The sequence below is a fragment of the Lentzea sp. NPDC003310 genome, assembly GCF_040610935.1.
GTDB lineage: Bacteria > Actinomycetota > Actinomycetes > Mycobacteriales > Pseudonocardiaceae > Lentzea.
This window is the reverse complement of sequence record NZ_JBEXNC010000014.1, coordinates 262,359-287,503: the sequence shown is the minus strand read 5'-3', so window position 1 is coordinate 287,503 and position 25,145 is coordinate 262,359. Positions and strand designations below refer to the sequence as shown.

Below are 25,145 nucleotides of genomic sequence, written 5' to 3'. Positions count from 1 at the left end.
GTGTTTCTTATATGTTTTTTTCCGTCCTTTTCTTTTTTTTTATTCATATTGTTTCTCTTAGTTCAACTCGCGGTTGCCGGCATCCCCGGGCGTCCCCCCCCGCTTCTGCGTAAGAGGGTCTAACGGGGAGCGAGCAGGCTCGTGATCTCCTGGGACGCCGACACCGTCAGCAGGTGCTGGAGGTTCTCCGCGAGGTCCTCGCCGCGCTTCTGCTTCGCCTGCGCGTAGAGGCGGCCGGCGCGGTAGGAGGAGCGGACGAGCGGGCCCGCCATCACACCGAGGAAGCCGATCTCCTCGGCCGTCTCCTTGTGCTGGACGAACTCCTCGGGCTTCACCCAGCGCTCGACCGGGTGGTGCCGCGGCGACGGGCGCAGGTACTGGGTGATGGTGATGATGTCGCAGCCCGCGTCGTGGAGGTCGGCGAGCGCCTCCGTGACCTCCTCGGGGGTCTCGCCCATGCCGAGGATCAGGTTGGACTTGGTGACGAGGCCGAACTCGCGCGCCTGGGTGATGACGTCCAGCGACCGCTCGTAGCGGAACGCCGGGCGGATGCGCTTGAAGATCCGCGGGACGGTCTCCAGGTTGTGCGCGAGCACCTCGGGGCGGGACTCGAAGACCTCGGCCAGCTGCTCCGGGACGGCATTGAAGTCCGGGATCAGCAGCTCGACGCCCGTGCCGGGGTTCATCTCGTGGATCTGGCGGACGGTCTCGGCGTACAGCCACGCGCCGCCGTCCTCCAGGTCGTCCCGGGCGACGCCGGTGACCGTGGAGTACCGCAGGCCCATCGCCTGGACCGACTCGGCGACGCGGCGGGGTTCGTCGCGGTCGAGGTCGGCGGGCTTGCCCGTGTCGATCTGGCAGAAGTCGCAGCGCCGGGTGCACTGCTCGCCGCCGATCAGGAACGTGGCCTCGCGGTCTTCCCAGCACTCGTAGATGTTGGGACAGCCGGCCTCTTCGCAGACCGTGTGCAGGCCCTCGCGTTTGACCAGACCCTTGAGCTCCCGGTATTCGGGGCCCATCTTCGCGCGCGTCTTGATCCAAGACGGCTTCTTCTCGATCGGGGTCTGGCTGTTGCGGACTTCGAGCCGCAGCAGCTTTCGACCCTCAGGTACCACAGTCACGTCCCCACCCTACGCTGCGCACTCAAGTGTCCGGGGTCACGCACTCGCAGGTCAGGGTAAGTGCCGGAACCAGGCTCCCGGTGGAGCGCGGCAAGCCTACGGAAGATCTGGAGCGATCCCGGTCAGCTTGATCGTGAGCTCCCAGAGGCGGTTCGCGGCGAGGTCGTCGCGGGCGGCGGCGGTCATGCCCGCGGTGGACGGGTGGCCGCGCAGGCCGTTGAAGCCGCCGGGGCCGTAGTACGCGCCGCCGTGCGCCTCGGGGGACGTCGCGGCGTAGAGCTGCGGCAACGTGCCCATCTCGACGGACTGCGAGAACAGGCCGAACAGCTTGCCGCCGGCGCGCATGACGGCGGAGCGGTGCGCGTCCGCCATGTTGTTGGCGAGGTCCGTGGCCGTCATGCCGGGATGTGCGGCGATGGACGTCACGTCCGGTGAACGGCGTTCCAGCTCGCGCGCGAACAAGAGGTTGGCGAGCTTGGACTGGCTGTAGGCGCTCCGAGCGCTGTACGAGCGGCGTTCCCAGTTCGGGTCGTCGAAGTTCATGCGGCCGTACTGGTGCATCAGGGACGAGACGGTGACCACGCGCGCGCCGGGGCTGCGTCGCAGCGTGGGCAGCAGCAGGAACGTCAGCGCCGCGTGGCCGAGGTGGTTGGTGCCGAACTGGCGCTCGAAACCGTCGGCGGTCCGGCCGAGCGGCACGGCCATGATGCCCGCGTTGTTGACGAGGACGTCGAGCTCGCGCACCGACTCCGCGGCCGCGCGGACGGACGAGAGGTCGGCGAGGTCCAGTTCGAGGACCTCGGCCGACCCGCGGACCGACCGGCGCGCGGCCTCGCCGCGCTGGACCGAGCGACACCCCATCAGCACGTGGGCCCCCTTGGCCGCGAGCACCTGGGCGGTGCGCAGGCCCAGACCGGAGTTCGCGCCCGTCACGAGGACGGTGCGGCCGGTCTGGTCGGGGATGTCGGCTTCGGTCCAACGACTCATGGAGTCATTCCTACCGTCCGGTAACTGCCGAGCGAAAGGTGCGCGTCCAGTACCGCTCGCAACACCGGCTCATCGGCGGCGAGCTCGGCGACGACGCGGCCCTCGTCGACGTGGCCGTCCAGCCCCGCGTTCTCCATGCGGGCGGTCAGCTTGTTCTGCCAGCGGTGGTCGAGCGCCAGCAGCAGTTCGTGCAGCGAGCCGAAGACGTCCGGATCCACGATCAGCGGCGCGGACGGGTCGCGGCGGGCGTCGCGCAGCACGGCGTCGAGCGCGTCGCGACGGCGGTAGTGGTCTGCCCAGCCCATGTCTCGTACCCCCGGTCTCTCGCATACCCTCGGTATGACACGACCATACCACCGGTACGTACCGTCGGTATGTGAGATACGTTTCGGTCGTGCGAACACGACGCGCCGAGTACTCGGAGTCGACCAGGCAGGCGCTCGTCGACAGCGCTGTGGACCTGTTCACCAAACGCGGCTACGCGGGCACCTCGCTCGACGAGGTCGTCAAGCGGGCCCGCGTGACGAAGGGCGCGCTCTACCACCACTTCAGCGGCAAGCAGGCGTTGTTCGAGGCGGCCTTCACCCAAGTCGAGACGCGCTCGATCGAGTCGCTGACCAAGGTGGTCACGGCGGACGGTCCCGCGTGGGAGACCGCGGTGGCGGGCCTGCGCGCGTACGTCCGCAAGTGCCTGGAGCCCGAGTACCAGCGGATCATCGTCCACGAGGCGCCGGTCGTGATGGGCTGGGAGCGCTGGCGCGAGGCCGAGGAGCAGTTCAGCTTCGGCCTTCTCCGCACGGCCGTGCAGCTGCTGGTGGACGCCGGCGAGATCGAGGAGGCGCCGGTGGAGATCATGGCCCGGCTGCTGTTCGGCGCACTGTCCGCGGGCGCCAGCACCATCGCGAGCTCGTCCGACCCGAAGCGCACCGGACGCGAGGTCGAACGCGCGATCCTGCGCGTGTTGGACGGTTTGCGCAAGAAGTAGTCGAGTTCGGCCCTAGCGGTCGAGCGGAACGTCGATCACCACGCGGACAACGAGGTGGTCAGCATCATGATCGAACCTGTCAACACGCGCCTGGGACTCGACGGCAAGATCGCGGTGGTCACGTCGGGGACGCACGGGCTCGGCCTCGCCATCGCGAGCAAGCTCTGCGACAACGGCGCCCACGTCATCCTCACGACCTCCGACGCCGACAACGTCGACCTGGAACGCGCGAAGCTCGTCCTGGCCGGCAAGCCCGGCTCGGTGAGCGTCGCGCAGCTCGACGTCCAGGACGAGCACTCGGTGCGGCTCCTGCTCGACCGGGTCAAGGAGGAACGCGGCCAGCTGGACGTGTTCGTCCACCACGCGGTGTCGCCGGACCTCACGCCGTTGCTCAACATCGTGGAGCCGCTCGCCAAGGCTCTCGTGGACGGCGGCCGCGTGGTGATCGCCGGGTACACGGTGACGCCCGTGCACGGCGTGGTCCGGACGCTCGCCCTGGAGATGGCCTGGTACAAGGTCGCCGTGAACGCCGTCGTCACCACCGTCGTCGACAACGGCCCCATGAACATCGACCCGGACCTGGTGGACCGGCTCGCGATCAAGAGCCCGTCCGGTCGCGTCACCGTGCCCCAGGACATCGCGAACGCGGTTTCCCTGCTGTGCACCGACGAGGCGGCGTGGATCCAGGGTCAGGTGATCACCGTCGACGGCGGTCTCGAACTGCTGGAGCGGTGGGGCGAGACGCGCTGAACGCGCTCCAAGATCGGCCCGAGATCGGCCCAAGATCGGCTCTGTCGGTTGTTCGCACCCTGCCGGACGGACCGAATCGCTTGTACCGTTTTGTGCTCGTGCAGTCCTGGAGCCGCCTCGGTCATCGATTCGGTCCTTGAGCAATCCGTGAGCGACTGGTGACCCCATGTCATCCGCCGATAACCCTCATTAATTGCTCCTAGCGCATTTGGAGTAACGCTCGGCGCACCCGGACTCAATGCTTGTCTCGTGTGGTGACCGAGTGTAAGACTCGAAATGGTGACCTGGGGGCAAGCAAGGGGGTCGGATGATCAGGGTCCTACTAGCCGAGGACGTGCAAATGGTCCGCGGTGCTTTGGTCGCCTTGTTGAATCTTGAACCGGATATTGAGGTCGTCGCGTCTGTCGCCACCGGTGACGAAATCATCGCCGCTGTCGAGAAGAACAAACCGGACGTCGCGGTGCTCGACATCGACTTGCCCGGAATGGACGGTCTTTCCGCCGCCACGGTGATCCACGACACCGCTCCCGAGACGCGCACTCTCATTCTCACGAGCCTCGGCCGGCCGGGCACTCTGCGCCGCGCGCTCAACGCACGCGTCAACGGGTTCATCCTCAAGGATGCTCCGGTCGGAGAACTCGCGGACGCCATTCGCGGCGTCTCAATTGGTCGGCGCGTGATCGACTCGCAGCTCGCGCTTTCCGCGTGGGACACCGACGAGTGCCCGCTGACCCCTCGCGAACTGGAAGTGCTGCGGCTCGCCTCCGACGGCGCGGACGCCATGGAGATCGCCACGACGCTGTTCCTGTCGGTCGGCACGGTCCGCAACTACCTGACGGCGGCGACGGCCAAGCTCGACGCCCGCAACCGGGTCGACGCCGTCCGCATCGCGCGCAAGTCCGGCTGGTTCTGAGCGCCGGTCTTTGCAACGGGTCTTTTGCCGACGAAGTCAAAACACCCGTTGCAAGGGGTCTGATCAGGGTGCGGGCGTGGCCGGGATGGCCGCGTGCACGTGGAACGAGTCGTCGCCGATGTGGCGCGCGGTGAACGTGCCGCCGGCCGCCTTGACGCGTTCCGCCTGGTTGCGGACACCGTTGCAGTCGGCGGAGTCCGGGCGGGTGGCGGCGCCGTCGTTGATGACGTCCAGCAGGATCGTGGCGCCGCTCTGGTGCACGCCGATGGTGCACGTGCTGGCGTCGCTGTGGCGCAGGACGTTCGTGACCGCCTCGCACAGGACGGCGGCCAGGACTGTCTCGACCGTCTCGGGGAGCGGGTCGTGCGCGAGCTCGACGCGCACGTCGATGTTGGAGGCCGCGAGCATCGCCTTGGCCGAGTCCGAGGTGTCCGCGAGCGACAACGGGCGGTAGGCGCGCGCGAGGGAGCGCACGTCGGCCAGGGCGTGGTGGGTGATGTCCAGGATGTCGGTGATGTGCTCCTGCATGAACTCCCAGCCGTGGTCCGGGCGGTCGGCGACGATCCGGTGGGCCAGTTCGCTCTTGAGCTTGATCGCGCTCAGGCTGTAGCCGAGCAGGTCGTGCAGGTCGCGGGCCACGCGGACGCGTTCGGCGGTCACCGCCGCGGTCGTGGTGACGCTGATGTCTACGGTCTGCACCGGCGGTGCGGCCGGGGGCGGAGGTGTCAGGGCGGCCGGCCAGTCGCGGTGGGTCGCGAAGCCCGTGGCCAGGCCCGCGAGCAGCAACGCCGTGGCGGCGGTGGCCATCATCGCCTCGCCGTGCACGGCCTGGGCGAGGCCCGTGGAGACCACGGTCGCCACGAAGATCGACCAGCCCGCGACCGGGCGCAGGACGAGGAGCGCGTTGCCCGCGACCAGGCCCGCGACGCCCGTCCAGGAATAGCCGAAGAGGGCGTACGGCAGGATCAGGAGTGCCGCCTGTGCGGCCAGTGCGAGGTGTCGCTGGAGTGCGGTCAGCGGCCTGAAATACGACACTTGCAGCAGGACAAGTACCGCTAAATCAATGACCGACACCGCCAATTCGGTGATCTCGCCGGCGAGAAGCAGCGCGCGGGTCAGGTCGGTCAGGCACACCGCTGCGAAGACCGCCACGATGATCGCGCGGTATCTCGGTATCGCAGGCGAAGCATTCACGTGCCCCCCAAGAGCATCTGCTCCAGAGCAAAAGTCTGGCAGTCGACGCCGGTCTAACTGCTCACACGGCGCGCGCCCAGGCCGAATACTAGACATGCACAGGCAGTTCGGGACGGCAACTGAATCGGTTCAGAATGCCAATTCGCATTGACTCTCGACTCAATGTCACGCCAATGGACGAGTATTTTCGGACCGCCGTCACGGCGCGTGTTCAGCTGATTACTGGACGGGGCGGTTTGGGTTCGTTTGAGCATATGAATTTCTCACGTCGGGCGCAGTAGTTAGCCATCCGGGAGTCATGGCGGCATACGTGGCGTTCGATAGCCCCGCTCAGGTGAACTTGATGGCACGACCAAGTCGTCCGCCGCAGAGCAGGGGAGGCTCCAATGGAGATCAAGGTTCTGGGACCGCTGGAGGCACGGGAGAACGGCGTCTCGATCGCACCGAGCGCGGTGAAGCCGCGGCAGGTGCTGTCCCTGCTCGGTTTGCAGGCCGGTCACGTCGTCACGGTTCCGACGTTGATCGAGGAACTCTGGGGGATGACACCGCCCAGGAGCGCTCTCACGACGCTGCAGACGTACGTGCTGCAGGTGCGCCGGCGCATCGAGGCGGCCATGCCGGGCGACGGTCCCGGTGTCGCGAAGAACGTCCTCGTGACCCGCTACGGCGGTTACATGCTGGACGTGCCGCCGGAGAGCGTCGACGTCCGCAGCTACGAGCGGCTCGCGAGTGCGGGTCAGCGCGCGTTCGAGGTCGGCGACCTGGAGTCCGCGAGCCGGTTGCTGCGCAGCGCCGCCGAGGTGTGGCGCGGGCCGGTCCTGGTGGACGTGCAGATCGGTGTGCGCCTGGGCATGGAGGTCACCCGGTTGCAGGAGAGCCGGCTCGGCGTCCTCGAGACGCGCATCGAGGCCGACCTCCAGCTGGGCAAGCACCAGTCGTTGCTGAGCGAGCTGTCGGTGCTCACCGCGCAGCACCCGATGCACGAGAACCTGTGCGCGCAGTACATGCTCGCGCTCTACCGGGCGGGCCGGCAGTGGAAGTCGCTGGAGGCCTACCAGTCCCTGCGCGACACGCTGATCGAGGAGCTGGGGCTTGAGCCGTCCGAAAGGCTGCGTCAGTTGCAGCGGGCGATCCTGAGCTCCGAGCCGTCGCTCGACAAGCCGTTGTCGCCTCGCCAGCTGGAGCGCCAGCTCGCGGGCTGAGTGCAGTTCGGGGAGCAAGCGTGGACACCACCGGTGCAGGTGCGTTGATCAAGGCGCTCGAGGACGTCGGCTGCGAGGTGATCTTCGGGATGCCGGGCGGGGCGATCCTGCCCGCGTACGACCCGCTGTTCGACTCGAAGATCCGGCACGTGCTCGTGCGCCACGAACAGGGCGCCGGGCACGCCGCCCAGGGGTACGCGCTGGCGACCGGACGCGTGGGCGTCTGCATGGCGACCTCGGGCCCCGGGGCGACGAACCTGGTGACACCGCTCGCGGACGCCTACATGGACTCGGTGCCGATCGTGGCGATCACCGGCCAGGTCGCGCGGTCGGTGATCGGGACGGACGCCTTCCAGGAGGCGGACATCCGCAGCATCACGCTGCCGATCACCAAGCACAGCTTCCAGGTGCACGACCCGGCCGACATCCCGCGGGTGATCGCGGAGGCGTTCCGGCTCGCGGCGAGCGGACGGCCGGGACCGGTGCTGGTGGACCTGCCCAAGGACGTGCTGGCCGCCGCCACGACCTACACCCCGCCGAAGCCGGTCGCGACGTCGCGGCCGGTGCTGTCCCCGGTGCAGATCCGCAACGCCGCCCAGCTCATCGGCAGCTCCAAGCGACCGGTGTTCTACATCGGTGGCGGTGTGGTCCGCAGCGGTGCGGCGCAGGAGCTGCTGAAGCTCGCGGAGAAGACCGGGATCCCCGTCGTCACCACGCTGATGGCGCGGGGCGCGTTCCCCGACTCCCACCCGCTGCACCTGGGGATGCCCGGCATGCACGGCACGGTGCCGGCCGTCGCCGCGCTGCAGCGGTCCGACCTGCTGATCGCGCTCGGCACGCGGTTCGACGACCGCGTCACCGGCCTGCTGCCGGACTTCGCCCCGCACGCCGCGGTGGTCCACGCCGACATCGACCCCGCCGAGATCTCCAAGAACCGCAAGGCGGACGTCGGCATCGTCGGCGACTGCCGCGACGTCATGGCAGCGCTCTCCGCCGTTGTCACGCGGAAACCGGACCTCACCGACTGGTGGAACTACCTCGGCGGCCTGCTCACGACGTACCCGCTCGGCTACGACTGGCCCGCCGACGGCATGCTGGCGCCGCAGTACGTGATCGAGCGCATCAGCACGCTCACCGGCCCGGAGGCCATCTACACCGCGGGCGTCGGCCAGCACCAGATGTGGGCCGCGCAGTACGTGCGCTACGAACGCCCCGGCTCGTTCATCAACTCCGGCGGCGCGGGCACGATGGGCTTCGCGGTGCCGGCGGCGATGGGCGCCCAGGCCGGCGCGCCCGACCGCACGGTGTGGGCCATCGACGGCGACGGCTGCTTCCAGATGACCAACCAGGAGCTCGCCACCTGCGCCGCCGAGGGCATCCCGATCAAGGTCGCGATCATCAACAACGGCAACCTCGGCATGGTCCGCCAGTGGCAGACCCTGTTCTACGAGGGCCGCTACTCCAACACGCGGCTCGGCACGCACCAGCGCCACCCAGACTTCGTGAAGCTCGCCGACGCGCTCGGTTGCGTGGGGCTGCGCTGTGAGGACAAGTCCGATGTGGACGGCACGATCCTGGAGGCGATGGCGGTCCGGGACCGGCCCGTCGTCGTCGACTTCGTGGTGGGACAGGACGCCCAGGTGTGGCCGATGGTCGCCGCGGGCACGGGCAACGACGAGATCATGGCCGCGCGGGGCATCCGGCCCCTGTTCGACGAGGTGGAGTGATGACCAGACATTCGCTGTCCCTGTTGCTGCGCAACGAACCCGGCGCGCTGGCGCGGATCGTGGTGCTGTTCTCGAGCCGCGGTGTCGAGGTCGAGTCGCTGAGCCTCGCGCCGGCCGAGCGGGGAGACCTGTCCCGCCTCGACGTCGTCGTGGACCTGCGGCCCGGACGCACGGCGGGCCAGCTCATCAAGCAGCTCGGCCGCGTCGTGGACGTCAAGAGCGTCGTCGACCGCACGCACGACGAGGCGCTCGAGCTCGGCGCCTGACCGGAACACGAGGAAACGGCCACCCCGGAGGCTTGGGGCGGCCGTTTCTCTTTCGCCTGACGAAGTTCCGGGTTCGTCAGGCAGCCTTCGGGACGTGCCGCTCGATCACGCGGGCGTACGTCTCCAGCGTCTCGCCGGGCGACGGGCCGTCGAGCGCCTTGTGGATGCCCTCGGCGATGTCGCCGTGGCGGTGCAGGTCCGCGTGCGTCAGCGTGACCTTCGTCGTCGTCGGGCCGACGGCCTCGAAGTCCACCTTGATGAACGAGGCCTTCTCGTCGTCGAAGATCGGCTGCCAGTACGGGCCGACGCGCCACGTCATCACGAGGCGGTTCGGCGGGTCCCACTCGGTGATGGTGCCCCAGGCGATCTCCTCGCCGTCCGCGCCGCGCTCGAAGTAGCGCCCGCCGACGAACGGTTCGATCGTGATGGCCTGCCGGTCCTTGACGAACACGTGCGACTCCGGCCACCACTCGATCGGCTTGGTCGCGAAGATCGCGAACGCCTGCTCGATCGTCGCCTCGACCGTCACCGACTTGGCGACATCGGGAGTTGAGGCCATGTGGCCCTCCTCGCGCATAGATAGGGGAGATGTCCCCCAGACCGTGCCCGTGCCGTCTCGACGCCACCTCAAACGGCGGTCGAACCAGGACGGCTCGACCGGCTGTCCAGCGGCCGCACCCATAGTCGCGGTAGCGAAACCGGCAGACCGAGGAGTTGTCGTGTCCCCTGTCAATGTTGCGGTCCACATCGAGGTCCAGACGTTCTACGCCCAGCAGATGCGGCTGCTCGACGCGTTGGACGTGGAGGGCTACGCCCAGACGTTCACCGAGGACGGGGTCACCGACCACGCCCACCGGAGCGAGAAGGTCGAGGGCCGCGCGGCCCTGATCGCCGGCGCCAGCGCCGCGCTGCCCCGCTACAAGGGCGTCGCCGTGCGGCACTGGAACGACCACTACCTGATCGAAGAGGTCGACGAGAACACGCTGAACGTCAGCTACGCCTCGCTCGTCACCCGCACGACCGCCGAGGGCGTGGTCAGCTTCGAGCCGACGTTCTCCATCGAGGACGTGCTCGTGCGCGTCGACGGCAAGCTCTACACCAAGTCCCGCACCATCCACCGCGACCTTCCCGTCCAGGCCGCGTGACGTTCTCCAGGAGGTGACGAGGTGACTGCTCAGAACACCGGCCTCGCGGTGGCCGCGGAGAAGGTGAAGCTGATCGCCGCGGAACACGCGGCGGAGGCCGACGCCACCCGCAAGCTGGCCCCCGAGGTCGTGGAGGCACTGCGCGACGCCGGGTTCGCGCGGCACTTCGTCGCGTCCGGACGCGGTGGCGCGGAGGGGTCCTTCGCCGAACTGACCGAGGCCGTCTTCACGGTCGGGCAGGGGTGCGCGTCGGCGGCGTGGTGCGCGTCGTTGTCCGCGCTCTCCTCACGGTTCGGGGGACTGCTGCCCGAAGAGGGCCACGACGAGCTGTGGGCGTCCGGCCCGGACACGTTCGTCGTCACCGGCCAGCCGCCCATGGGCAAGGGCACCGTCGTCGACGGTGGCCACCGGCTGAGCGGCCGCTGGCTCTACGTCAGCGGCGTGGACTTCGCCGACTGGGCGTTGCTGTGCGGCATGGTCGGCGACCAGGGCCGCTTCTTCGCCGTGCCGCGCAGGGACTTCACCGTCCTCGAGACGTGGGACAGCGTCGGCATGAAGGCCACCAGCAGCCACTCCGTCGTGGTGGACGACGTGTTCGTGCCGTCCCACCTCTCGTTCGACAGGGCGGACCTGCTCACGGGCACCAGCTGGTCGCCGGTGCCGAGCCACAACGTCCCGTTCCAGGCGGTCGGCGGCCTCACGTTCGTCGCTCCGGCCGTCGGTGCGGCGATGGGGGCACTGGACGCGTGCATCGCGGTGCTGTCGGGGAAGAAGCAGTCCGTGATGAACGCGGTCGACCTGGTCCGCGCGTCGGGTCAGATCGAGGCGGCGAAGCTGCTCGTGGAGCAGAACGCCGCGGTGCTCGACGACCGCGAGTTCACCCCGGCGGCGATGGCGCGCAACGAACGCAACGTCGCCTACGTCGCCGAGGTCCTGGTCGACGCGGTCGGCGGCCTGGTGCGGGCCGCCGGCACCAGCGGACTCGCGGAAGGCGGTGCGCTGCAACGGTTCTGGCGTGACGTGGTGAGCTCCTCCAGCCACGTGGCGCTGCGGTACGAGACCGCGTCCGTGCGCACCTACCCGGCGTCGGTCCTGCACTGACCCGGAGTCGAAAGGCCCTGGTGCCCACCTCCCCGGCACCAGGGCCTTCGGCATGCGCGCGAAACGCTCCGCCGCGGCCTGACCGGGACTCAAGCGGAAGGGATCACCCTGAGGGCATCGACCGGCAGTCGTGTTTTCAGGCAGGAGGTGGGACCTCGTTCAACTCGACCGGCTTTCCGCCACCACGAGTAGTCCCGAGCCATCACCTGTCGTGCGCAGCGAACAAAGTCCATCTGAGGAGAAATCGTGACCTCCACCAACACCAACCCCGATCTGGAGTCGCCGTCGGCGACTGCCGGCGCGCAGGCGGCTCCGGTCGTTGACGCGCCGGCGGCCGACCCGCGCCGCTGGATCGCGTTCATCATCATGACCGTCGCGACGTTCATGGACATGCTGGACGGCAGCATCGTCAACGTCGCGCTCCCCGCGATCCAGCACGGCATGGGCGCGAGCTTCGTGCAGCTGCAGTGGATCACCGCCGGTTACGTGTTCGCGTTCGCGCTGACGCTGATCACCGGTGGACGTCTCGGCGACATCTACGGCCGTCGCCGCATGTTCCAGCTCGGCGTGCTCGGCTTCGTCGTCACGTCGTTCCTGTGCGGCATCGCGGTCAACCCCGAGATGCTCGTGATCTCCCGCCTCGCGCAGGGTCTCGCGGCCGGCCTGATGGTCCCGCAGGTCATGTCGATCATCCACGTCACCTTCCCCGACAAGGAGAAGGGCGCGGTCTTCGCCATCCAGGGCACCATCGGTGGTCTCGCGGCCACCATCGCGCCGCTCGTCGGCGGCCTCCTGGTCGCGTGGAACGTGTTCGGCTGGGACTGGCGGACGATCTTCCTGGTCAACGTCCCGATCGGCATCATCGGCTACGTCCTGGGCTGGAAGTACATCAACGAGTCCAAGGCGCCGAGCCGCATCCGCCTCGACCTCATCGGTGTCGTCCTCGCGACCGTCAGCCTCACGGCCCTGCTGTTCCCGCTGACCTTCGGCCGTGAGCTGCACTGGCCGGCGTGGGGCTTCGTGCTGATGGCCGCGTCCGTCGTCGGCTTCATCGGCTTCGTCGCCTACGAGAAGGCCAAGCAGCGCAAGGACGGCATGCCCCTCGTGCCGCTCAACCTGTTCAAGTCCCGCAGCTTCTCTGCGGCCCTCGCGCTGATGCTGGGCATGTTCAGCTTCACCGGCATGTTCATGCTGGCCCTCTACCTGTACCTGCAGGAGGGTCTGGGCTTCTCGCCGCTGCGCACCGGTGTCACGCTGCTGGCGTTCTGCATCGGCGCGTTCATCACCGCGTCGGCCTCGGTCATCGCGCTGGTGCCGAAGTTCGGTCGCGCCGTCCTGCAGGCCGGCGCCGTCGTGATCGCCGTCGGTGTCGCGGTGCTGCTGCTCTCGGTCAGCCCCGACATCACGAGCTGGGGCCTGGTGCCCGGGCTGCTGCTCATCGGCCTCGGTTTCGGCATGACCGCGACCCCGATCGCGCTGTTCGCCCTGCAGGAGGTGCCGCACGAGGACGCGGGTGCGGCTTCCGGCCTGATCAACACCAAGCAGCAGCTCGGCTTCGCGGTCGGCATCTCGGTCGTGACGCTGGCGTTCTTCTCGCCGCTGGCCTCGCACGGCGCCGAGAACGCCTCGACGCTGGCACCGCAGTTCCGCCAGGAGATCGTGGCCGCGGGCGTCGCCGACGCCAGGGCCACCGAGCTCACGGCCGCCTTCCAGTCCTGCGCCACCTCGACGTTCTCCGGTTCGCCGGACGCGGCGGCGTGTGGCGCGGTCCAGGCGGACCCGCAGGCCAAGGCGGTCGCCGACAAGTACACGCACCAGGCCGCGGGCCAGTCCTTCACGGACGCGTTCCGCACCACGCTGTACGTCGGCTTCGGCTTCGCCGCGCTGGCACTTCTGCTCGCCTCCTTCCTGCCTCGCTGGCTGAAGCAGGAGGAGTGGGGCGCGCCGGCCGAGGAAGGCGCCGAAGAGGGCGCTGAGGACACCGCCAAGGCGTAGTTCCCTCCCGCTGGAATCCCTGAGGCCCCAGGCGATCTGCCTGGGGCCTCAGGGCGTCTGAGGGCTGCTTCGGGCGCGGCGAAAGGCCCCCTCACGTGAGCGAGGGGGCCTTTCGGCACGCGCGGCGCTTCAGATGCGCTTGGCGTCACCGTCGACGTCGACCGGACCCTGCCAGGGCGTCCCGTCGTTCATGTTGATGTAGGTGTGCGCCTTGGTGGTGAACTTCTTCTTGTTCGCGCTGATCTTGCCCAGGTGGCTCGCGTTGATCGAGCCGACCGGGTTGCCGTTCGCGTCCCGGTGGGCGTGGTGCGTGATCCAGAAGCTGAACTGCCCGTCCTTCTGCGCCGTCCAGACGCCGCGGCCCTCCAGCTCGTCCGGGTAGCCGGGCTTGGTGACGCAGTGCAGCTGGTAGTCGGCGGTGAAGTCGCAGAACAGCGGGGTGAGCAGCGGCGGTTCCTCGATGTGGATGGTCACCGTGAGGTCCCAACGGCCGACGAGCGCGTTCTCGTAGTTCGGCTTCGCGGTGGCACCGGCGGCGGCGACGAACGGAACTGCCAACGCGACGGTGGCCACGGCGGCCAGGGCCTTCTTGCGGACGTTCATGGGGTTGCGCCTCCGTTGAGGTGGGCAGCGGACGCGCTGAGTGTTGTTCGCGCAGCTCAAGCACCCCTGTAGCGCCAGTTGTGACCCGAGCGGGTTTCTAGGCCGGTTGCGGAGGATGGGCGAAATGAGAGGAGCTGGCGCATGTCTGCAACGGTGACCGACGCGTTCCGCTGCCGGGCGGCCAGGACGCCTGACGCGATCGCGCTCTCCGCGGCCCAGGGGTCGCTGAGCTATGCCGAGCTGGACAGGTGGTCGGACGCCCTGGCCGGTGAGCTCGTCGAGTCCGGAGTGCGGCCCGGCGACCGGGTCGCGGTGTGCCTGGAACGGTCGCCGCAGCTCGTCGTGGCACTGCTGGGGGTGCTCAAGGCCGGCGCGGCCTACGTGCCGATCGACCCGGAGGACCCCGAGTCGCGGGTCTCGATGATGCTCGCGGACGCCGAGGTCGCTCTCGTCGTGGGCCGGTTCTTCCCCGGCTACACCACGATCAAGGTGCCGCCGGCGACCACCACGTCCACTGTGGAGCTCCCGGTGGTCGCCCCCGAGGACCTCGCCTACCTGATGTACACGTCGGGCTCCACGGGCAAGCCGAAGTCGGTGATGATCGAGCACCGCAACATCACGAACCTCGTCACCGCGCCCAACTACGTCGCCGTCACGCCCGCGGACCGGATCCTGCAGCTCGCGCCGGTCGCGTTCGACGCCGCCACGTTCGAGATCTGGGGCGCGCTGCTCAACGGCGCCCGCGTCGTGCTCGCGCCGCCCGGGGTGGTGCAGGCCGAGGAGCTCGGGGACCTGTTGCGGTCCAACGAGATCAGCGTGCTGTGGCTCACCGCGGCGCTGTTCCACCGGCAGGTCGACGTCGACGTGTCCGCGTTCAAGGGGCTGCACACCGTGCTGACCGGCGGGGACGTCGTGTCCGTGCCGCACGTGCGGCAGCTGCGCGAGTCGGTGCCGGAGCTGCAGGTCGTCAACGGCTACGGGCCCACCGAGACGACGACCTTCGCGACGTGCCACCGCATCGGCGCGGACGAGGAGCTCGGTGGCGCTGTGCCGATCGGCAGCGCGCTGCAGAACGTCGAGGTCGTCGTCGTGGACGCGGACGCGAGGCCCGCTCCCGAGGGGACCGCCGGCGAGCTGTGGATCGGCGGCGCCCAGGTAGGCCGCGGCTACTGGAAGCGCCCCGACCTCACGGACGAGAAGTTCGTGCGCGGGAGCTGGAACGGCGAGCGCTACTACCGCACCGGTGACCAGGCGAGGAAGCGCGCCGACGGCGTGGTCGAGTTCCTCGGCCGCATCGACGACCAGTTCAAGCTGCGCGGTTTCCGGATCGAACCGGGCGAGGTGGAGAACGCGCTGGCCGAGCACCCGCAGGTGCGCGCGGCCGCGGTCAGCCTCCGCACGCACCCCAGCGGCGACCGCAGGTTGATCGCGTGGGTGGTGAGGTCCGGTGAAGACCTCGACAAGCGCGCGTTGAAGGCGCACATGCGCGCCGCGATGCCCGAGCACATGGTGCCGGCCGGGTTCGTCGTCCTCGACGAGCTGCCGATCACGAGCAACGGCAAGACCGACCGCAAGGCGCTGCCGGAGCCGGACTGGAACTCCAAGTCCCTCTACGTCTGACGCCGACGCGAAAGGGCCGGGCTCACAGGGGAGCCCGGCCCTTTCGCACGTCTTCCTAGACCCAGGAGGGGACCTCGAGGATCTCGATCACGGCCGCGGTCCACACGTAGCCCGCGCCGGAGGACTGCAGGACGACCAGGTCGCCGGGCTTCGGGTCGCGTTCGGCCAGCACGTGGTCGAGCCCCAGGGCGATGTCCGCCGTCCCGACCATGCTGTACTGCTTCGCCCAGTCGTACGTGGTGGAGGCCCGGTCGACGCCCAGCAGGCCGCAGATGCCGTGCGTGACAATGGTTTCCGCGAGCTGCTGGTGCAGGAAGAAGCGCGCGTCGGCGAGCTCGATCTCCGCCTCGTACAACGCCATCTTGAGCGAGTGCCGCACCCCGCCGCCGATGCGCGCGATCATGTCGTCGAGGTCGACGTCGCCGTTCTGCAGGAAGTCCTCGACACCGCTGTTGAGCTGCAGGGTCTGCCCGTCCGCGAACGGCCCGGTGGTCCACGGCTGGAAGCCGCGCGACATCTGCTCGAGCGTCGAGTCGGCGTGCGAGTGGATGGAGCGGATCCGCGCGAAGCCCGAACGGTTCGACAGGACGAACGCCCCCGCGCCGTCGCCGTTGACGTTCTGCTCCTCCGAGGCCCACCGGTCGAAGTAGGGGAGGTGGAACGCGTCGCCCGCGGTCACCAGCGCCGCCGGCAGGTCCCGGTGCGACGAGAGGTACGAGGCCGCCAGGTCGACCGCGGCCATGAAACCGTTGCAGCCCTGCTTGACCTCGAACGCCGGTCCGGTGCCGCCGACGGTGTTGGCCTGCACGTAGCTCGCGGGCGTCCACAGGTCGAGGCCCTGGTGCGACAGGGAGGCGTGCACGGTCAGGCCGAAGTCGAGCGGGCTGAGGCCGGAGCGCTCCACGGCTTCCAGACCTGCCTTGGCCGCCATGACGGGACCGGTCTCCCCCGGAGCGGCGACGCGCAGCTCCCGGTAGCCGTTCATGGCCTTCTTCTCTTCTGTGTACCGGCCGGCCGCGATGGCGTCGTCCACCGTCTCGACCTGCTCGGGCAGGTATGTGCCCACACCGGCGATGTACAGGTCATTCCATCGCATCTCGAACTCCTAGGCTGCCTGGTCCAGCTGCTTGGCGACGGCACGCGCCGTCGGGTCCTCGTAGAAGCTGCGCAACGGGACGCGGACGCCGTACCGCTCGTGGACCTGCTTGACCAGCTTCGACGCGAGCAGCGAGTGACCGCCGAGGTCGAAGAAGTGGTCCTCCGGTTCGATCCCCGGTACTCCGAGCACCTCCCCGAACAGCTCGCAGAGCTCTGTCTCCCGTTCTGTCACGGCGTCCTCCCTGTCAGCTCATGAGTAACGAAAACTTTGCGTTACCCGAGTCGAGGTGAGCTTGTGCCGCAACGGAAAAACGGGCGTTCGAGTCGTTCTGAGGTGTGCGTCGAGGGAGGTCGTCCACGGTTGCGCGCGTCCGCCGCTCGCACCCTGGATCAGGAGCCGCACAGATGCAGACGTTCACTCCGAAACGTTCGGGCCTCTTCGCACGCATAGGAGCGATCACGGCCGTGGTCCTGCTCTCGCTGGCCGGCACGGCGACCGCGGCGAACGCGACCTGCACGCCGGTGGGGAACTGGACCGGGTACGTGACCCGGACCGACGGCGACCACCCGACGCAGTTGCAGTTCAAGGCCAACGGCAAGGTGTTCGTCACCAACGAGCAGAACACCACCACGCAGGGCAGCTGGTGGGTCACCGGTGTGAACAAGTTCCACTTCAAGTTCCGCGGCGAGAAGGTCTACGACGAGAACGGCGCGTACTTCGCCTACGTCGACTTCGACCAGGACGCCGTCCAAAGTGGAGCGAACAGCTTCACCAGCTCCGGCCCGTCCACGTTCTTCCTCGCGGACGGCACGAACCTGGGCACGTCGACCATCACGTTCACGATGACGCGGGTCTGACCCGTGACCGGAGTCGGGGTGGGTCCGCCGCCCTCATCCCGACTCCGGCCCCCGGTCACGCGAGGAACGCGGCGTGCTCTTCCACCCACTGGCGGAAGGTGCGGGCCGGCTTGCCGGTGATCCGCTCGGCCGTGGCGCTCGTGTCCGCGACGACGCCGACCGCGGCCTCCCACTGGTTCAGCAGCGACGTGAGCACGGGCGGCGGCACGAAGTTGCTCATCTGCGCCTCGCCCTCCTCCCGCGTCAGCCCGTTGATCACGAGCTTGCGGCCGAGCACCTCGCCGACGATCTCCAGCTCCCGCCGGAACGTCAGCGACTCGGGCCCGGTGAGGTCGACGATCTCGTCCTGGAGCTTCTTCTCCGTCAACGCGACCACGGCCACGTCGGCGATGTCGTCCTCGTGCACCGGGGCCACCTGCGCCTCGGGGAAGACCTGGTCGATCGTGTCGCCCTGCTGCAGCGAGTAGCTCCAGCCGAACGCGTTGCTCATGAAAGCACCGGGACGCAGGATCGTGTAGGTGAGGCCCGAGGCGACCACGGCCTCCTCGACGAGGACGTGGTGGTGTGCCAGCGGGTCCTCCTCCGCGCCCGGCAGGCCGACGGTGTTCGACGAGAGCAGCACGATCTGCTCGACGCCCGCCTTCTCGGCCTCGTCGAGGAACTTCACGACGCCGTCCGGCTCCGCGTAGAGCAGGACCTTGGAGACACCGGCGAGGGCCGCGACGAACGTCTCCGGGTCGGTGAGGTCGAGGGCGACGGTCTCCACACCTTCGGGGACGTCGAGCTCCGCGGGATTTCGGCCCGACGCGCGGAGGCTGTGACCCGCCGCGTAGAGCCGCTGGAGCACGCGACGGCCGACGTTGCCGCGCGCCCCCGTGACGAGGATGGTCATGTGGATCTCCAAGTGGGGTGCTTCGCCTGGATGGCCGATCACGCTCAGCGTTCACCCGGTCACTCGAACGGCACTAGATCGGGGTTCAGGCCGACGCTCCTAACCTGCGGAAACATCCACTCTCACCGCGAGGAGCGCACGGTGGTCACCTTTCCCGTTCCCGGATCCAGCTACCGCGGTCCGGCGCCGGAGTTCGCCGGGTTCCGCGCGTCGAGCCCCGTCGTGCGCCTGCCCGCGAACGGCGGCGGCCACTGCTGGATCGCCACGACCCAGGACTCGGTCCGCGTCGTGCTCGACGACGTGCGGTTCTCCCGCGCCGCGTCCTACGAACCGGACGCGCCGACCTTCCCCGGGCTGTTCCAGGCGCCGCCCGGCATGATCATCTCGCTCGACCCGCCGGCCCACACGAGGCTGCGGGACCTGGTGTCGCAGGCGTTCTCGGTCGACCGCATCGAGTCCATGCGACCGAGAATCCAGCGGCTCGTGACAGAGTTGCTGGACAGGGCGGACGAACGAGCGCTGGAAGGTCCCGTCGACCTGCTGGGCGAGTTCACGTTCCCCCTGGCGATCATCGCGATCAGCGACCTGCTGGGTGTTCCCGAGCAGGACCGCGACACGTTCGCCCGGCTGATCCGCGAGTTCGCCGCCGTGGACGCGCCGGATCTCGCGGCCGCGGCGGGCGAGCAACTCGGTGAGTTCATGGCCGGACTGGTGTTCGCGAAGACCGCCGCACCCGGTGACGACGTGCTGTCGGCGCTGACCGAGGCGCGGATCGGTGACGACAAGCTGGAGGTCGGCGAGCTCATCGGCCTCGGCTACACGTTGCTGGGTGCCGGCGGCGACTCGACCGCCTGCCACCTGGCCAGTTCGGTCCTGACGTTGCTGGGGCACCACCGCGACATCTGGGTGCGGCTCGGCGAACGGCCGGACGAGGTGCCGGCCGCCGTCGAGGAGCTGCTGCGGTGGATCACGTTGTCCACCAACGACACCACGGGCCTGCCGCGGATCGCGACGGAGGACGTCACGCTGTTCGGCGTCACGATCCCCAAGGGGGACGCGGTGTTCGTGTCGACGAACTCGGCGAACCGGGACGAGACGCTGTTCACCGACCCCGACCGGCTCGACTTCGCGCGCACCGACAACGCGCACCTCGCGTTCGGGTACGGGATCCACCGCTGCCTCGGCGCCCCGCTCGCCCGCATCGAGCTGACCACCGCGTTCGAGGAGCTGACCCGGCGCTTCCCGGCCGCGCGGCTCGCCGTCGCCGAGGAGGACCTCGAGTGGCAGGGGGCCGACATGAACCACCGGCTCGTGGCGCTGCCGGTCGACCTGCACGGCAAGGGCTTCTAGGAAACGACGAAGGCCCCCGGCGCTGACCGGGGGCCTTTTGGCGTCGTGCCTACTTCTTGCGGGGAACGGCCAGTGCCGCGAGCGCGCCGCAGAGGGTGAAGACGCCGGCACCGAACAGCGCGAGCCCGTACCCGGAACCGAGCGAGTGCTGCAACGGTTCGCCCTGGGCCAGCAACGAGTCCGCGCGGGCCGACGACATCGTCGCGAGCACGACCAGGCCGATCGCGCTGCCCATCTGGCGGATCGTGTTGAGCAGCCCGGACGCGAGGCCCGCCTGCTCGCGCGGCACACCGGACGTCGCGGCGTTCGTGGTCGCGTTCAGCACCGCGCCCATGCCCAGTCCCAGCAACGTGGTCGGCACCAGGATCGAGCCGAGGAACGTCGACGTCTCGTCCGCTGTGGACACCCACAGCAGGCCGAGGGTGCCGAGGAGCAGGCCGCCGATCAGCACCGGCCGCGGCCCGATCCTCGGCACGATCCGCGCCACGCCGAACCCGCCGAGCGCGATGCCGATCGACAACGGCAGGTAGCCGATGCCGGTGGCGAGCGCGCTGAAGCCCATCACCTGCTGCAGCACCAGCGTCAGGAAGTAGAAGGTGCTGAACAGCGCGGCGATCGCGAAGAACGCCACGATGTTCGTCGCCGTCACCTGGCGGTTGCGGAAGATGCCGAGCGGCATGAGCGGGTGGTCCGAGACCGTCTGCTGGCGCAGGAAGAGCGCGAACAGCACGAGCGCGAGGACCAGCGAACCGCTGACCTGCCAGGAACCCCAGCCCAGCTCGTGCGACTGCGCGATGCCGTAGACCAGGGCCATCAGGCCGACCGTCACGGTGATCGCGCCCGGCACGTCGAGACTCTTGAGACCACCGTTGCTCGGGGTCTCGGGCACGGCCCGGCGGATCATCCACACCAGCGCGATGCCCAGCGGCACGTTGATCAGCAGCACCCAGCGCCAGCCGAGCGACTCGGTGACGATGCCGCCGAGCAGCACGCCGACCGCGCCACCGGTGCCGGACACCGCGCTCCACCAGCCGAAGGCCTTCGCGCGGGCGGTAGGATCGCGGAACGTCGTGCCGAGCACCGTGAGCGACGCCGGTGCCATCACGGCCGCGCCCAGGCCCTGGAAGCCGCGGGCCGCGATCAGGGTGCCGGGCGAGGTCGCCATGCCACCGACCGCGCTCGCGACGGTGAACAGCGTCGCGCCGAAGAAGAACACCCGGCGTTGCCCGAAGAGGTCGGCGAGCCGGCCGCCCAGCAGCAGGAAGCCGCACACCGCGATCGTGTACGCGCTGTTGACCCACTGCAGGTGGTGCCGCTCGAACTTCAGCTCCTCGAAGATCGAGGGCAGGGCGACGTTCATGACCGACGCGTCGAGCACGTTCATGAACTGCGCCAGGCAGCACACGGCGAGGACGAGGCCGAGCTTGGTGCTCGGCTTGCCCAAGGTCGCCGTCATGCGCGCACCAGCCGGAAGAACGTCCGCAGCTCCTCGACGAGGACGACCGGGTTCTCGAGCGCGGGGAAGTGGCCGCCGGACGGCATCTCCCGCCAGTAGCGCAGGTCGGTGAACCGGTGCTCGGCCCACGCCTTGGGCATCCGCGCGTCGGCGGGGAACACCGAGAAGCCGGTCGGCACGCCGACCTGGGTCAGCGGCGACTTGTTGTAGCTCTCCCAGTACAACCGGCCCGACGACGCGGCGGTGGCGGTGAACCAGCACACCGAGACCATGTCGAGGATCCGGTCCCGTGAGATGATCTTCTCGGCGTCGCCGTCGTGGTCGCTCCACGACCAGTACTTCTCGCCGGCCCAGCCGAGCTGGCCGACGGGGGAGTCGGTGAGGCCGTAGGCGAGCGACTGCGGCTTGGTGTTCATCACCGCCGCGTACGCGGACTCCTTGGCGGCGAACTCCTTGAGCGCGCCGAGTCCTTTGTAGTCCTCCTGCGTCAGCTGGACCTCGGCCTCGGGTGCGGAGGCGAACGGCATGACGAGGTGGATCGCCTCGACGTGGTCCGGCGCGATGTGGCCGAGGATGCCCGTGATGAACGAGCCCCAGTCGTTGCCGTGCGCGTAGAACTTGTCGTAGCCCGCGCGGCCCATCAGCGTGACGAGCGAGGCAGCGATCTTCTCCAGCGTCCAGCCGGTTCCGGTCGGCTTGTCGCTGAAACCGTAGCCGGGCAACGAGGGCGCGACGACGTGGAACGCGTCGGCCGGGTCCGGCGGGTTCGTCAGCGGCTCGATCACGTCGAGGAACTCGGCGACCGACCCGGGCCAGCCGTGCGTGAGCAGCAACGGCTTCGCGTTCGCGTGCGGCGAGCGGGCGTGCAGGAAGTGGATCCCGACACCGTCGATCTCGGTCTTGAACTGGGGGATGGCGTTCAGCCGCGCCTCGGTGGCGCGCCAGTCGTAGACGCCTGCCCAGTACTCGGCCAGTTCCTTGGCGTAGGCCAGGGGCATGCCCTGCGACCAGTCGTCCACGGTCTCCGCGTCCGGCCACCTGGTCGCTGCCAGCCGCCGGGTGAGGTCCGCCAGTTCGGAGTCGGGAACCTCGACCCGGAACGGCACGAGTGCAGTGTCCATGAGCGCGAAGGTAGGGACGAAACCTCGAACCCCGGTCGACATCCAGGTTTCGAGCCGCTTTCGAGGTGCGCGGAGCAAGGTTCGGCGCGAGGCCAGGCCGAATTCCCCCGGAGGTGTCCCGTGCTGCCCCTTGAACTGGACGAGGTGTTCCCGTTCAGCGGTTCCTCCTACCGCGGCCCGGACCCCAAGTACGACGAGCTGCGCGCCACCTGCCCCGTGGCCAAGGTGCAGACCAACTCCGGCACGCCGACCTGGGTGATCACCAAGTACGAGGACGTCCGCGCCGGGCTCGCCGACTCCAGGCTGAGCCGCGCGTTGACGTGTGCTGAAGGTGCTCCCCAGGTCGGCGGCGCCATGACCACCACGCCCGAGATGATCATCTCGCTGGACGGTGCCGAGCACTCCCGGTTGCGCAAGCTCGTGATGGGCGCGTTCACCGTCCGCAAGGTCGAGGCGATGCGCGCGGGCGTGCAGAAGGTGGCCGACGAGCTGCTGGACGCCGTGGAGTTGCAGGGCGGTCCGGTCAACCTCGTCGAGGCGCTGTGCGTTCCGTTGCCCCTCACCATCATCGGCGACCTGCTGGGCGTGCCGACCGAGGACCTCAAGATCTTCGAGACGGACGCGCGGGCGTTCGCCACGTTCGACGAGAACGACCCCGAGGCGCCGATGCGGGCGTTCGGCCGGCTCGCCGGGTACGTGATGGGCCTGATCGCGCAGAAGCGCGAGAACCCCGGCCAGGACATGCTGTCCGACCTGATCTCCGCGCGGGACAACGACGACAAGCTGAGCGAGCAGGAGCTGGTGACGTTCGCGTTCACCCTCATCGGCGCCGGCTTCGACACCGCCGCGAACCAGATCTCCAACTCCGTGCTGGCGTTGCTGCACGACCACCCGGACACGTGGAAGCGCCTGGTCGCCGACCCGTCGCTGATCCCCGCCGCCGTGGAGGAACTGCTGCGCCACGTCAACCTCTTCGCCACCGACACCACCGGTTTCCACCGCATCGCCGCGGAGGACCTGGAACTGGGCGGGCAGAAGATCGCCCAGGGCGACTCGGTGTTCTTCGTGCTCTCGTCGGCGAACCGCGACGAGGACGTCTTCGAGAACGCCACGCAGCTCGACATCGACCGCGCCTCGAACCCGCACATCGCGTTCGGGCACGGCGTGCACTACTGCCTCGGCAAGCAGCTGGGGCGCATGGAGATGGCGATCGCCATCGAAGGCCTGACCCGCCGCTTCCCTGACCTCCGCCTCGCCGTGCCGTACGAGGACCTGGAGTGGCACCAGGGCGAGATCAACCACTCACTCGTCACGTTCCCCGTCACCTGGGGCTAGAGAAACAAGGAGAGCCATGAGCATCCCCGAGAAGCAGTGGGAGGTCAGGCTCGCCAAGCACGTCGAGGACGACCTGACCCTCGAGCACTTCGACGTCGTCGAGGTGGCCGTCCCCGAGATCGGTGACGGTGAGGTGTTGGTGCGCGTCGACTACGTGTCGGTGGCCGCCGCCTTCAAGGAGTTCATGAAGTCCGACTGCCAGATCCCCGGCGTGCCGCCGTGGAAGGTCGGCGAGCCCGCCGGCGCCGGTGGCGTGGGCACCGTGGTGAAGTCGAACAGCCCGGACCTCGCCGTCGGTGACCTGGTGCAGTCGTTCGGGCCGTGGCAGGAGTACTGGTCCGGTCCGGCGCAGCAGTTCATCAAGCAGAACCCGCACTACGTGCCGTCGCCGGTCTACTTCCTGTCGCAGGGGCCGACGGCCTACTACGGCATGGCGACCATCGCGCAGGCCGGTGAGGGCGACGTCGTGTTCGTCACCGGTGCCGCCGGTGGCGTCGGGTCGCTCGCCGGGCAGATCGCGAAGGCCCGCGGCGCCAAGGTGATCGGCTCGGCCGGCAGCCAGGCCAAGGTCGACTGGCTGGTGAACGAGCTCGGCTTCGACGCCGCGTTCAACTACAAGGACGGCCCCGTGGCCGACCGGCTGCGCGAGCTCGCTCCGGACGGCATCAGCGTGTTCTTCGACAACGTCGGAGGGGAGCAGTTCGAGGCGGCGGTCCAGGCCGCCCGCCCGCACGCCCGGTTCGCGTTGTGCGGCGCGCTGTCCAACCAGAACGACGGCGCGGAGAACCCGCGGATCGACCTGATGACGGCGATCACCAAGCACCTGGAGATCCGCCCGTTCGCCTGCTACCACCTGCCCGAGCAGATCCAGGACTGGGTCGTCCACTTCGGACAGTGGTTGCAGGAGGGCAAGTTCGTCTTCCCGCACACGATCGTCGAGGGCGGGGTGAAGTTCGCGCCGCAGGCCTTGCTGTCGTTGCTCGCCGGTGAGTACACCGGCAACGTGACGGTCAAGTTCTCCTGACGCGCGTGCTGTAGAAGGGGGCGCCTGCCTTGGCGCCCCCTTCGAGGTGCCATCACCCGAGTCGTTGCGCCACGATGCGAATCGCGGCCTCCCGGGCCGTGGTGCCGTTCGCGAGGCGCACCACCGCGTTGCCGTTGCTGACGAACTCGTCGCCGCGCAGCACGGCGTCCTGGGCGATCTCGATCGTGCCCGGAGCCTCGGTCAGCTCCTCCTCGATCCGGTAGCTGAACGTGTCGGGGCCCGTCTGGGTCCACGTGCCGGCGCCCCTTCCGCCCACGACCAGCATCGCCGTGCCGTCGCGCGCGAACTCGAACTCGCTCGTCGTGTCACCGCCGGGCCTGCCGACCCGTGCGCGCCACCTGCCCACCGCAAGAGTTCCCATGGCTCCCAGGGTTTCCGTCC

Annotated in this window: 26 protein-coding genes; 14 read left to right on the top strand and 12 right to left on the bottom strand. The window is 68.9% G+C overall.

Annotated features, from left to right (window positions below):
- Positions 1–119: 119 nt before the first annotated feature.
- The 3 genes from lipA to ABZX02_RS29085 all read right to left on the bottom strand — a co-directional run bounded on the left by lipA (position 120) and on the right by ABZX02_RS29085 (position 2,413).
- Positions 120–1,121, bottom strand: coding sequence for a lipoyl synthase (gene lipA / locus ABZX02_RS29095; RefSeq protein ID WP_355302645.1), 1,002 nt, complete (start codon positions 1,119–1,121; stop codon positions 120–122).
- Between the two features lie 96 nt (positions 1,122–1,217).
- Positions 1,218–2,108, bottom strand: a complete 891-nt coding sequence (locus tag ABZX02_RS29090; RefSeq protein WP_355302643.1) for an oxidoreductase — start codon at positions 2,106–2,108, stop codon at positions 1,218–1,220.
- Complete coding sequence (locus ABZX02_RS29085; RefSeq protein WP_355302641.1) at positions 2,105–2,413, bottom strand: hypothetical protein; 309 nt, start codon at positions 2,411–2,413, stop codon at positions 2,105–2,107. The genes ABZX02_RS29090 and ABZX02_RS29085 overlap by 4 nt, the downstream gene beginning before the upstream one ends.
- A gap of 89 nt (positions 2,414–2,502) precedes the next feature.
- On the opposite strand from ABZX02_RS29085, the gene ABZX02_RS29080 reads away from it, so the two are divergent.
- The 3 genes from ABZX02_RS29080 (at position 2,503) to ABZX02_RS29070 (ending at position 4,756) form a co-directional block, all read left to right on the top strand.
- Positions 2,503–3,093, top strand: coding sequence for a TetR/AcrR family transcriptional regulator (locus ABZX02_RS29080; RefSeq protein WP_355302639.1), 591 nt, complete (start codon positions 2,503–2,505; stop codon positions 3,091–3,093).
- A gap of 66 nt (positions 3,094–3,159) precedes the next feature.
- Positions 3,160–3,843, top strand: a complete 684-nt coding sequence (locus ABZX02_RS29075) for an SDR family oxidoreductase (RefSeq protein ID WP_355302637.1) — start codon at positions 3,160–3,162, stop codon at positions 3,841–3,843.
- A gap of 307 nt (positions 3,844–4,150) precedes the next feature.
- Positions 4,151–4,756, top strand: coding sequence for a response regulator transcription factor (locus tag ABZX02_RS29070; protein ID WP_093600134.1), 606 nt, complete (start codon positions 4,151–4,153; stop codon positions 4,754–4,756).
- 63 nt (positions 4,757–4,819) lie between these two features.
- Here the strand turns inward: ABZX02_RS29070 and ABZX02_RS29065 are convergent, their stop codons facing one another.
- The gene (locus ABZX02_RS29065; RefSeq protein WP_355302634.1) at positions 4,820–5,908 is read right to left on the bottom strand and encodes a histidine kinase; all 1,089 of its coding nucleotides are present in this window, start codon (positions 5,906–5,908) and stop codon (positions 4,820–4,822) included.
- 428 nt (positions 5,909–6,336) lie between these two features.
- Between ABZX02_RS29065 and ABZX02_RS29060 the strand changes: the two genes are divergently transcribed.
- The 3 genes from ABZX02_RS29060 to ilvN are packed head-to-tail and all read left to right on the top strand — an operon-like array spanning position 6,337 to position 9,145.
- On the top strand, positions 6,337–7,152 hold the full coding sequence (locus tag ABZX02_RS29060; protein WP_355302632.1) for an AfsR/SARP family transcriptional regulator: 816 nt from the start codon (positions 6,337–6,339) through the stop codon (positions 7,150–7,152).
- A 20-nt stretch (positions 7,153–7,172) separates the two neighbouring features.
- Positions 7,173–8,879: an acetolactate synthase large subunit gene (locus tag ABZX02_RS29055; RefSeq protein ID WP_355302630.1), complete on the top strand. Its 1,707-nt coding sequence runs from the start codon at positions 7,173–7,175 to the stop codon at positions 8,877–8,879.
- Complete coding sequence (gene ilvN / locus ABZX02_RS29050; RefSeq protein ID WP_355302628.1) at positions 8,879–9,145, top strand: acetolactate synthase small subunit; 267 nt, start codon at positions 8,879–8,881, stop codon at positions 9,143–9,145. Before ABZX02_RS29055 ends, ilvN begins: the two co-directional genes overlap by 1 nt.
- Before the next feature lie 76 nt (positions 9,146–9,221).
- Here the strand turns inward: ilvN and ABZX02_RS29045 are convergent, their stop codons facing one another.
- Positions 9,222–9,704 (bottom strand): SRPBCC domain-containing protein, encoded by a 483-nt coding sequence (locus tag ABZX02_RS29045; protein WP_355302626.1) that lies wholly within the window; start codon positions 9,702–9,704, stop codon positions 9,222–9,224.
- 160 nt (positions 9,705–9,864) lie between these two features.
- On the opposite strand from ABZX02_RS29045, the gene ABZX02_RS29040 reads away from it, so the two are divergent.
- The 3 genes from ABZX02_RS29040 (at position 9,865) to ABZX02_RS29030 (ending at position 13,386) form a co-directional block, all read left to right on the top strand.
- Complete coding sequence (locus tag ABZX02_RS29040; RefSeq protein WP_355302624.1) at positions 9,865–10,290, top strand: nuclear transport factor 2 family protein; 426 nt, start codon at positions 9,865–9,867, stop codon at positions 10,288–10,290.
- Positions 10,291–10,311: 21 nt separating this feature from the next.
- Complete coding sequence (locus ABZX02_RS29035; protein WP_355302622.1) at positions 10,312–11,391, top strand: acyl-CoA dehydrogenase family protein; 1,080 nt, start codon at positions 10,312–10,314, stop codon at positions 11,389–11,391.
- A gap of 246 nt (positions 11,392–11,637) precedes the next feature.
- Entirely contained in the window at positions 11,638–13,386 is a 1,749-nt protein-coding gene (locus ABZX02_RS29030; protein WP_355302620.1) for a DHA2 family efflux MFS transporter permease subunit, read from the top strand.
- A 129-nt stretch (positions 13,387–13,515) separates the two neighbouring features.
- On the opposite strand, the gene ABZX02_RS29025 is transcribed toward ABZX02_RS29030, so the two are convergent.
- Complete coding sequence (locus tag ABZX02_RS29025; RefSeq protein ID WP_355302618.1) at positions 13,516–13,989, bottom strand: hypothetical protein; 474 nt, start codon at positions 13,987–13,989, stop codon at positions 13,516–13,518.
- A 141-nt stretch (positions 13,990–14,130) separates the two neighbouring features.
- Here ABZX02_RS29025 and ABZX02_RS29020 point away from each other — a divergent pair, with 141 nt between their 5' ends.
- Complete coding sequence (locus ABZX02_RS29020) at positions 14,131–15,609, top strand: amino acid adenylation domain-containing protein (RefSeq protein WP_355302616.1); 1,479 nt, start codon at positions 14,131–14,133, stop codon at positions 15,607–15,609.
- Positions 15,610–15,664: 55 nt separating this feature from the next.
- Here the strand turns inward: ABZX02_RS29020 and ABZX02_RS29015 are convergent, their stop codons facing one another.
- Together ABZX02_RS29015 and ABZX02_RS29010 are read right to left on the bottom strand one after the other, a co-directional pair.
- Positions 15,665–16,705: a ketoacyl-ACP synthase III family protein gene (locus tag ABZX02_RS29015; RefSeq protein WP_355302614.1), complete on the bottom strand. Its 1,041-nt coding sequence runs from the start codon at positions 16,703–16,705 to the stop codon at positions 15,665–15,667.
- A 9-nt stretch (positions 16,706–16,714) separates the two neighbouring features.
- Entirely contained in the window at positions 16,715–16,939 is a 225-nt protein-coding gene (locus tag ABZX02_RS29010; protein ID WP_355302612.1) for an acyl carrier protein, read from the bottom strand.
- A gap of 173 nt (positions 16,940–17,112) precedes the next feature.
- Between ABZX02_RS29010 and ABZX02_RS29005 the strand changes: the two genes are divergently transcribed.
- Entirely contained in the window at positions 17,113–17,565 is a 453-nt protein-coding gene (locus ABZX02_RS29005) for a hypothetical protein (protein WP_355302610.1), read from the top strand.
- Positions 17,566–17,620: 55 nt separating this feature from the next.
- Here ABZX02_RS29005 and ABZX02_RS29000 read toward each other — a convergent pair whose 3' ends face one another.
- The gene (locus ABZX02_RS29000; RefSeq protein ID WP_355302609.1) at positions 17,621–18,457 is read right to left on the bottom strand and encodes an NAD(P)H-binding protein; all 837 of its coding nucleotides are present in this window, start codon (positions 18,455–18,457) and stop codon (positions 17,621–17,623) included.
- A 141-nt stretch (positions 18,458–18,598) separates the two neighbouring features.
- Here ABZX02_RS29000 and ABZX02_RS28995 point away from each other — a divergent pair, with 141 nt between their 5' ends.
- Positions 18,599–19,807, top strand: a complete 1,209-nt coding sequence (locus ABZX02_RS28995; RefSeq protein ID WP_355302607.1) for a cytochrome P450 — start codon at positions 18,599–18,601, stop codon at positions 19,805–19,807.
- Between the two features lie 49 nt (positions 19,808–19,856).
- Here ABZX02_RS28995 and ABZX02_RS28990 read toward each other — a convergent pair whose 3' ends face one another.
- Positions 19,857–21,263, bottom strand: coding sequence for an MFS transporter (locus ABZX02_RS28990; protein ID WP_355302606.1), 1,407 nt, complete (start codon positions 21,261–21,263; stop codon positions 19,857–19,859).
- The gene (locus ABZX02_RS28985) at positions 21,260–22,384 is read right to left on the bottom strand and encodes an epoxide hydrolase family protein (protein WP_355302604.1); all 1,125 of its coding nucleotides are present in this window, start codon (positions 22,382–22,384) and stop codon (positions 21,260–21,262) included. Before ABZX02_RS28985 ends, ABZX02_RS28990 begins: the two co-directional genes overlap by 4 nt.
- Before the next feature lie 120 nt (positions 22,385–22,504).
- Between ABZX02_RS28985 and ABZX02_RS28980 the strand changes: the two genes are divergently transcribed.
- Together ABZX02_RS28980 and ABZX02_RS28975 are read left to right on the top strand one after the other, a co-directional pair.
- The gene (locus ABZX02_RS28980) at positions 22,505–23,719 is read left to right on the top strand and encodes a cytochrome P450 (protein ID WP_355302602.1); all 1,215 of its coding nucleotides are present in this window, start codon (positions 22,505–22,507) and stop codon (positions 23,717–23,719) included.
- Positions 23,720–23,735: 16 nt separating this feature from the next.
- Positions 23,736–24,743 carry an NADP-dependent oxidoreductase gene (locus ABZX02_RS28975; RefSeq protein ID WP_355302600.1) on the top strand — a complete coding sequence of 336 codons (1,008 nt, stop codon included), beginning with the start codon at positions 23,736–23,738 and terminating at the stop codon, positions 24,741–24,743.
- A 52-nt stretch (positions 24,744–24,795) separates the two neighbouring features.
- On the opposite strand, the gene ABZX02_RS28970 is transcribed toward ABZX02_RS28975, so the two are convergent.
- Positions 24,796–25,125 (bottom strand): hypothetical protein, encoded by a 330-nt coding sequence (locus ABZX02_RS28970; RefSeq protein WP_355302598.1) that lies wholly within the window; start codon positions 25,123–25,125, stop codon positions 24,796–24,798.
- Positions 25,126–25,145 lie beyond the last annotated feature (20 nt).

Coding starts and splice junctions, on each gene's coding strand:
- ABZX02_RS29085 (WP_355302641.1), bottom strand. CDS start 2,413: ATGGGCTGGGCAGACCACTACCGCCGTCGCGACGCGCTCGACGCCGTG.
- ABZX02_RS29025 (WP_355302618.1), bottom strand. CDS start 13,989: ATGAACGTCCGCAAGAAGGCCCTGGCCGCCGTGGCCACCGTCGCGTTG.
- ilvN (WP_355302628.1), top strand. CDS start 8,879: ATGACCAGACATTCGCTGTCCCTGTTGCTGCGCAACGAACCCGGCGCG.
- ABZX02_RS29015 (WP_355302614.1), bottom strand. CDS start 16,705: ATGCGATGGAATGACCTGTACATCGCCGGTGTGGGCACATACCTGCCC.
- ABZX02_RS28975 (WP_355302600.1), top strand. CDS start 23,736: ATGAGCATCCCCGAGAAGCAGTGGGAGGTCAGGCTCGCCAAGCACGTC.
- ABZX02_RS29060 (WP_355302632.1), top strand. CDS start 6,337: ATGGAGATCAAGGTTCTGGGACCGCTGGAGGCACGGGAGAACGGCGTC.
- ABZX02_RS28970 (WP_355302598.1), bottom strand. CDS start 25,125: ATGGGAACTCTTGCGGTGGGCAGGTGGCGCGCACGGGTCGGCAGGCCC.
- ABZX02_RS29075 (WP_355302637.1), top strand. CDS start 3,160: ATGATCGAACCTGTCAACACGCGCCTGGGACTCGACGGCAAGATCGCG.
- ABZX02_RS29020 (WP_355302616.1), top strand. CDS start 14,131: ATGTCTGCAACGGTGACCGACGCGTTCCGCTGCCGGGCGGCCAGGACG.
- ABZX02_RS29070 (WP_093600134.1), top strand. CDS start 4,151: ATGATCAGGGTCCTACTAGCCGAGGACGTGCAAATGGTCCGCGGTGCT.
- ABZX02_RS29045 (WP_355302626.1), bottom strand. CDS start 9,704: ATGGCCTCAACTCCCGATGTCGCCAAGTCGGTGACGGTCGAGGCGACG.
- ABZX02_RS29000 (WP_355302609.1), bottom strand. CDS start 18,457: ATGACCATCCTCGTCACGGGGGCGCGCGGCAACGTCGGCCGTCGCGTG.
- ABZX02_RS28985 (WP_355302604.1), bottom strand. CDS start 22,384: ATGGACACTGCACTCGTGCCGTTCCGGGTCGAGGTTCCCGACTCCGAA.
- ABZX02_RS28990 (WP_355302606.1), bottom strand. CDS start 21,263: ATGACGGCGACCTTGGGCAAGCCGAGCACCAAGCTCGGCCTCGTCCTC.
- ABZX02_RS29005 (WP_355302610.1), top strand. CDS start 17,113: ATGCAGACGTTCACTCCGAAACGTTCGGGCCTCTTCGCACGCATAGGA.
- ABZX02_RS29090 (WP_355302643.1), bottom strand. CDS start 2,108: ATGAGTCGTTGGACCGAAGCCGACATCCCCGACCAGACCGGCCGCACC.